Source organism: Zestomonas ipomoeae (assembly GCF_057128665.1).
This window is the reverse complement of the sequence record NZ_JBSKHQ010000003.1, coordinates 311,489-317,647: the sequence shown is the minus strand read 5'-3', so window position 1 is coordinate 317,647 and position 6,159 is coordinate 311,489. Positions and strand designations below refer to the sequence as shown.

The following is a 6,159-nucleotide window of genomic DNA, read 5'->3' as shown; positions in this document are numbered from 1 at the left end:
GGAGGTCATGCTTCTCTCGTCCTCATGGGGGGCTAATCATCCCCTAACGAGGTGTCCACGAGAATTAGACCAGGACACCGCAAGCAAAGAGAAAGTGACTCGCCCGGGAGGGCGAAACTAAAACCCTCATCGAAACACAGCAATCAGCCAGCGCACCAACCAAACGGCAGCAGCCTTAAGACTCAGTTGCCAGTCCGGTATCAACCCTTACCCCCGAAAAGTACGAAGAACCAATCTATATCACCATCTGGCCCGTCGCCCGGGCCGGCCCGGCCAGATCGCTCTCCCGGCTTGACGCCCGCTCCGCCCTACCGCAGTCTCCCCGCCATTCCGTAGCACGCGCAGGACGCCCATGCCGCACATTCTCATCGTCGAAGACGAAGCCGCCATCGCCGACACCCTGGTCTATGCCCTGCAGAGCGAGGGCTTCACCACCACCTGGCTGAGCCTGGCCGGCGCGGCGCTGGAGTTCCAGGAAAAGACCCCGGCGGATCTGCTGATCCTCGACGTCGGCCTGCCGGACATTAGCGGCTTCGAGGCCTGCAAGCGGCTGCGGCGCTTCTCCGAGGTGCCGGTGATCTTCCTCACCGCGCGCGATGCCGAGATCGATCGGGTGGTGGGGCTGGAAATCGGCGCCGACGACTACGTGGTCAAGCCCTTCAGCCCGCGTGAGGTCGCCGCGCGGGTCAAGGCCATTCTCAAGCGCATGGCCCCCCGCGAGGCCGCGCCGGCGCCGACCAACGGCCCGTTCCAGGTGGACCTCGAACGGTTCCAGATCCATTACCGGAACCACTTGCTGGCCCTGACCCGTCACGAATTCCGCCTGCTGCAGGCATTGCTCGGGCAGCCCAACCGGGTGTTTTCCCGCGAGCAGTTATTGGAGTCCGTCGGCGTGGCGCAGGACGCCGGCTACGAACGCAGCATCGACAGTCACATCAAGAGCCTGCGCGCCAAGCTGCGCCAGGTGGCCGCCGATGCCGAGCCGATCCAGACCCATCGCGGCCTCGGCTACAGCTACGCGCCGGAGAAGAGCTGATGCCGCTCGGCGTGCGCATCTTCCTGGCCTATTTCCTGTTCGTCGGGCTCACCGGCTATTTCATTCTCAGCACGGTGATGGACGAGATCCGTCCCGGCGTGCGCCAGTCCACCGAGGAAACCCTGGTGGATACCGCCAACCTACTGGCGGAAATCCTCCGCGACGACGTCAAGAACGGCAGCCTGGCCCAGAGCCGCCTGCCCGAGCTGTTGCGTGCCTACGGCCAGCGCCGGCCGCAGGCGGACATCTGGGGCGTGCAGAAGAAGCAGGTCAACCATCGCATCTACGTCACCGACGCCAGGGGCATCGTCCTGCTCGACTCCAGCGGCCAGGCCCTGGGCCGGGACTACTCGCGCTGGAACGACGTCTACCTGACCCTGAATGGCGAATACGGCGCCCGCTCCACCCGGGAGGATCCAAACGATCCGGAGTCCTCGGTGATGTACGTGGCGGCGCCGATCAAGGATGGCGACGCGATCATCGGCGTGGTCTCGGTGGCCAAGCCGAATCGTTCGCTGCAACCCTACATCGAGCGTTCCCAGCGGCGCCTGACCGGCTTCGGCCTGGGCCTGATCGCTCTCGGCCTGCTGGTGGGCGGCGCCCTGGCCTGGTGGCTGAGCCGCGCCCTGCGCCGCCTCACCGGCTATGCCCAGGCGGTCAGCGAGGGCCAGCGGGCGGAGCTGCCGAAACTGCGCGGCGGTGAACTCGCGCAACTGGCCGAGGCCATCGAGCGCATGCGCGTCGAACTGGAAGGCAAGGCCTACGTCGAGCGCTACGTGCACACCCTGACTCACGAGTTGAAGAGCCCGCTGGCGGCGATCCGCGGTGCCGCGGAACTGCTGGAGAGCGAAATGCCCGCCGAACAGCGGCAGCGCTTCGTAGCCAACATCACCGGCGAGAGCGCGCGCCTGCAGCAGCTGATCGAGCGTCTGCTCAACCTGGCCCAGGTGGAGCAGCGCCAGGGCCTGGAGGAGCGGGTGGCGGTGCCCTTGCAGCCCCTGGCAGAGGATCTGCTGCAAGCCCAGGCAGCGCGTATCCAGGCGTCCGGGGTGCACGTGGAGAATGCCATTCCCGCCGAGCTGGCAGCCCGCGGCGAGCGCTTCCTGCTGCGCCAGGCACTGGCCAACCTGCTGGACAACGCGCTGGACTTCACCGCCGCCGGCGGCCTGATTCGTGTGGACGCCGAGCGGCACGGGCAGTGGCTCGAGCTGCGCCTGTTCAACCAGGGCCAGGCCATTCCCGACTACGCACTGCCGCGCCTGACCGAGCGCTTCTACTCCCTGCCGCGCCCCGGCAGCGGCCGCAAGAGCACCGGCCTCGGCCTCAACTTCGTCCAGGAAGTGGCCACCCTGCACGGTGGCGAGCTGCGGGTGGAGAATACCGACGGCGGGGTGCGGGTGAGCCTGCGCCTGCCTTGGGCGGCATGACTGACTCAATCAGGCGAATGAATTCGCCCCTACATCGTCCCGTTGGGGTCTAGGGTTTATCGTCGCCGTGTAGGGGCGAATTTATTCGCCGAACGGTGGCTCAGCCCGTGCTTGCCCGTTCAAGCACCCAATGGCCCGCTGCGCGGCCTGGCGCAGCTGGAGCAGGGATTGCGCCGACTCGCGCTCGATCCGCCGGCGCAGCAGCAGGCGATCGAGCAGGCGCATGCCCAGCGTGTCGAAGCGGTACTCCAGGGTCCGCACGAAGCGGGTCGCGTCGGCCGCGGGCAGGCACCCGTAGGTGAGCAGCAGTTGCAGGCCACGGTCGCCGCGGGCGCGGGCCTGCCAGCGCTGGCCCGGCTGGTATTCGACGACCTCCCAGCCGAGATGACCGTCCCGCCCGCCGGCGCGGATGTCTTCCTCGAAATGGGCGCCGGCCGGCAGCGGGCCGCTCGCTCCCTCGACCCGCAGCGACGAGGGATGCCACTCCGGCCAACGCGTCGCCGAACTGGCATAGGCCAGCACCGGCTCGGCCGCGCCGGCGATCTCTACCTCGTGGCGCATTCGGGTCCATGGGGCCTCCCAGTACAGGGTGCCGTACAGCCAGTCCATCAGCGGGAAGACCAGGTTGAAGTTGTGTGTCTGCATCAGTTCGCGGCGGTGGTGCAGCTCGTGCAGGCGGCGCATCTGGCGGATCCATGGCAGCCGGGCCAGGGCATGGTCTTCCGGCAGATGTTCGCAGGCGTGGAAGAACTCGTAGCTCAGGTAGCCCAGCAGCAAGGTGCCGCAGAACAGCGCGGCGAGGTTGCCGTTCAGCTGCGCCAACAGCCACCAGGCGGGGAACAGGCCGAGGCTGAACAGCACGATCAGCCAGGCCGGAAAGAGGATCACCCGCCAGTCCCGTGCCTGCTCGTAGGGCATCTGCCCGGCGACGAAGAAACTGTGGTGGTCGCCGGTGTGGCGCTTGTAGAACAGCGCACCCAGGCGGTGCTTGTGGTGGCCGAAGTTCCTGTGGATGACGTACTCGCCCCAGTTGAAGAACAACAGCGCCGCCGGGACCGCCAGCCACTCCCAGGCCGACACCGGCGCCAGGCGGCTGCCGAAGAAAGCCAGGCAGAGCAGGCCGTAGAGCAGGACGAAGCCACCGTGCAGCCAGGGGTTGTAGCGCGGCGAGATGGCTGCCCGGTAGCGCGAGCGGAAGGCGTCTGCATCGTAGGCCATGATGGCTCCAGGTCATTCGGCTGGTTGACCGCAGTCTAGTGGCGGAATGATTATCCGGATAATGGATATTAGCGATGTGGATTATTCATGAGTCTGAATTTGCGCCGGATCGATCTTAACCTGCTGCTGGTCTTCGATGCCCTCATGCAGGAGCAGAACCTGTCGCGCGCCGCCCTGCGCCTGCACATGAGCCAGCCGGCGGTAAGCAATGCCCTGGCGCGGCTGCGCAAGCAACTGGACGGCCCGCTGTTCGTGCGTACTGCCCGCGGCATGCTGCCGACGCCGCAGGCCCAGGCGCTGTACGGGCCGGTGCGCCAGGCGCTGCACCTGCTGCAGGTCGGCCTGGGCGCGCAGGAGGCGTTCGACCTGCAGGCCGCGCATCACTTCCGCCTATCGATGAACGACTACGCCCAGGCCACACTGCTGCCGCTGCTGATGAGCCACCTGAAGACGCGGGCCCCGCTATCGGTGGCCAGCGACGAGGCGCAGGCGCTGCCCAGCCGCCTGGCCAGCGGCGAACTGGACCTGGCGATCGACTACCTGTACTTCGACGATGCGGCGCTGCGCTACCAACCGTTGATCGAGGAGCAACTGGTGGTGATTGGCCGCGCCGGACATCCCGCCTTCGACGCCGGGCTCGATCTGGCGGCCTACCAGGCGAGTCGGCACGTCTCGATACTGCCCCGCGCCGGACGCGGTTCGCCGTTGGAGATCGTGCTCGGCTCGGCCAAGGTGCGTCGCCAGGTCCAGCTGCACGTGCCGCACTATTTGAGCATCCCGCCGATCGTCGCCGGCAGCGACCTGCTCGGCACCGTGCCGCGCCGCCTGGCCGAGCATTTCGCACCGATCTATGCGTTGCGCATAGCGCCGCTGCCGGTGGCGATGCCGAACGTGCAGGTCAGCCTGATCTGGCACCAGCAGCAGGAGCCGTCACCCGGCCTGCGCTGGCTGCGCGAGCAGATCGGGCAGCTGCAAACGATGCTCGATGGGTTGCCTGAGCGAGCGCCGGGCGAATAAATTCGCCTGGCACTCCCCAATCCCACACAAACTCCACAGAGTCTCCACACAGCGCCCACCGGCCCTCCATCGGTACACGCCAAGCTCTCCCACACTCAACACAAGGAGAGCTCCATGAATCGCAACCTGTTGATCAAGCTCGGCGCGGTGGCCGTGCTGATCGTTCTGCTGATGGTTCCGCTGCTGCTGATCGACAACCTGGTAGACGAACGCCAGGGCCTGCGCGCCGGCGTGGTCGAGGGCATCGCCCGCAGCTCCAGCTATGCCCAGCAGCTCACCGGGCCGATCCTGGTGGTGCCGTTCCGCAAGACGCTGCGCGAGTGGAAGACCCACGAGAAGACCGGCCAGCGCTACCTGGACGAGCGCGAAGTGCGCAGCCAGCTGTACTTCCTGCCGGAGCGCTTCGTGCTCAACGGCGCGGTGAACACCGAGCTGCGCAATCGCGGCATCTACCAGGCGCGGCTGTACCACAGCGATAGTCGAATCAGCGGCCATTTCGAGCTGCCGGTCCACTACGGCATCAGCGAGAACCTCGACGACTACCGCTTCGAGCAGCCCTTCCTCGCGGTCGGCATCAGCGATATCCGCGGCATCAAGAACGACCTCAAGCTCGACCTCAATGGACAGACGCTGCCATTCGCCCCCGGCGCCGGCGATACCCTGCTCGACAGCGGCGTGCATGCTCCGCTGCCCGAGCTGAACGCGGCCGAGGCACAGACGTTGAACTTCGCCTTCGACCTCAAGCTGCAGGGCACCTCGCAGCTCAGCGTGACACCGGTGGGTCGCGAGAGCCGTGTCGAACTGAAAGCCGACTGGCCGCATCCGAGCTTCATCGGTGAATACCTGCCAAGCGAGCGGGAAATCACCGCCGACGGCTTCACCGCGAGCTGGCAGACCAGCTTCTTCGCCACCAACCTGGAAGAAATCCTGCGCGAATGCGCCTGGGGCGAGCGCTGCCACGAGTTTGGCCAGCGTACCTTCGGCGTCAGTTTCGTCGACCCGGTGGACCAGTACCTGAAGACCGACCGCGCGATCAAATACGCACTGCTATTCATCGCCCTGACCTTCGCCGGCTTCTTCCTCTTCGAAGTGCTCAAGCGCCTCTCCGTGCACCCGGTGCAATACGGTCTGGTCGGCCTGGCCCTGGCGCTGTTCTACCTGCTGCTGCTGTCGCTCTCCGAGCACCTGGACTTCACCGTCGCCTACGCCATTTCCGCCACGGGCTGCGTACTGCTGATCGGTACCTACGTCAGCAGCGTGCTGCGCAGCCTGGCGCGCGGCGCAGGCTTCGCCGCGGGGCTGGCAGCGCTCTACGGCATGCTCTACGGCCTGCTCAGCGCCGAGGACTACGCGCTGCTGATGGGCTCGTTGCTGGTGTTCGGCCTGCTCGCCACGGTGATGTTGCTGACCCGCAAGCTGGACTGGTACGGCCTGGACAAGGCCGCCCCGCAAAGTGCGTGA

5 protein-coding genes are annotated in these 6,159 nt (G+C 66.5%); 4 read left to right on the top strand and 1 reads right to left on the bottom strand.

Annotated elements, in window-relative coordinates:
* The first annotated feature begins 352 nt into the window (after positions 1-352).
* Both creB and creC read left to right on the top strand, forming a co-directional pair.
* A complete protein-coding gene (gene creB, locus ACWKV7_RS07075) occupies positions 353-1,036 on the top strand; it encodes a two-component system response regulator CreB (RefSeq protein ID WP_483856948.1) in 684 nt (227 codons plus the stop codon).
* Positions 1,036-2,463 (top strand): two-component system sensor histidine kinase CreC, encoded by a 1,428-nt coding sequence (gene creC / locus ACWKV7_RS07070; RefSeq protein WP_483856947.1) that lies wholly within the window; start codon positions 1,036-1,038, stop codon positions 2,461-2,463. The genes creB and creC overlap by 1 nt, the downstream gene beginning before the upstream one ends.
* An 81-nt stretch (positions 2,464-2,544) precedes the next feature.
* On the opposite strand, the gene ACWKV7_RS07065 is transcribed toward creC, so the two are convergent.
* Positions 2,545-3,681, bottom strand: coding sequence for a sterol desaturase/SRPBCC family protein (locus ACWKV7_RS07065; RefSeq protein ID WP_483856946.1), 1,137 nt, complete (start codon positions 3,679-3,681; stop codon positions 2,545-2,547).
* An 87-nt stretch (positions 3,682-3,768) separates the two neighbouring features.
* Here ACWKV7_RS07065 and bsrA point away from each other — a divergent pair, with 87 nt between their 5' ends.
* Entirely contained in the window at positions 3,769-4,698 is a 930-nt protein-coding gene (bsrA, locus tag ACWKV7_RS07060; protein WP_483856945.1) for a LysR family transcriptional regulator BsrA, read from the top strand.
* Between the two features lie 114 nt (positions 4,699-4,812).
* Positions 4,813-6,159 carry a cell envelope integrity protein CreD gene (gene creD / locus ACWKV7_RS07055; RefSeq protein ID WP_483856944.1) on the top strand — a complete coding sequence of 449 codons (1,347 nt, stop codon included), beginning with the start codon at positions 4,813-4,815 and terminating at the stop codon, positions 6,157-6,159.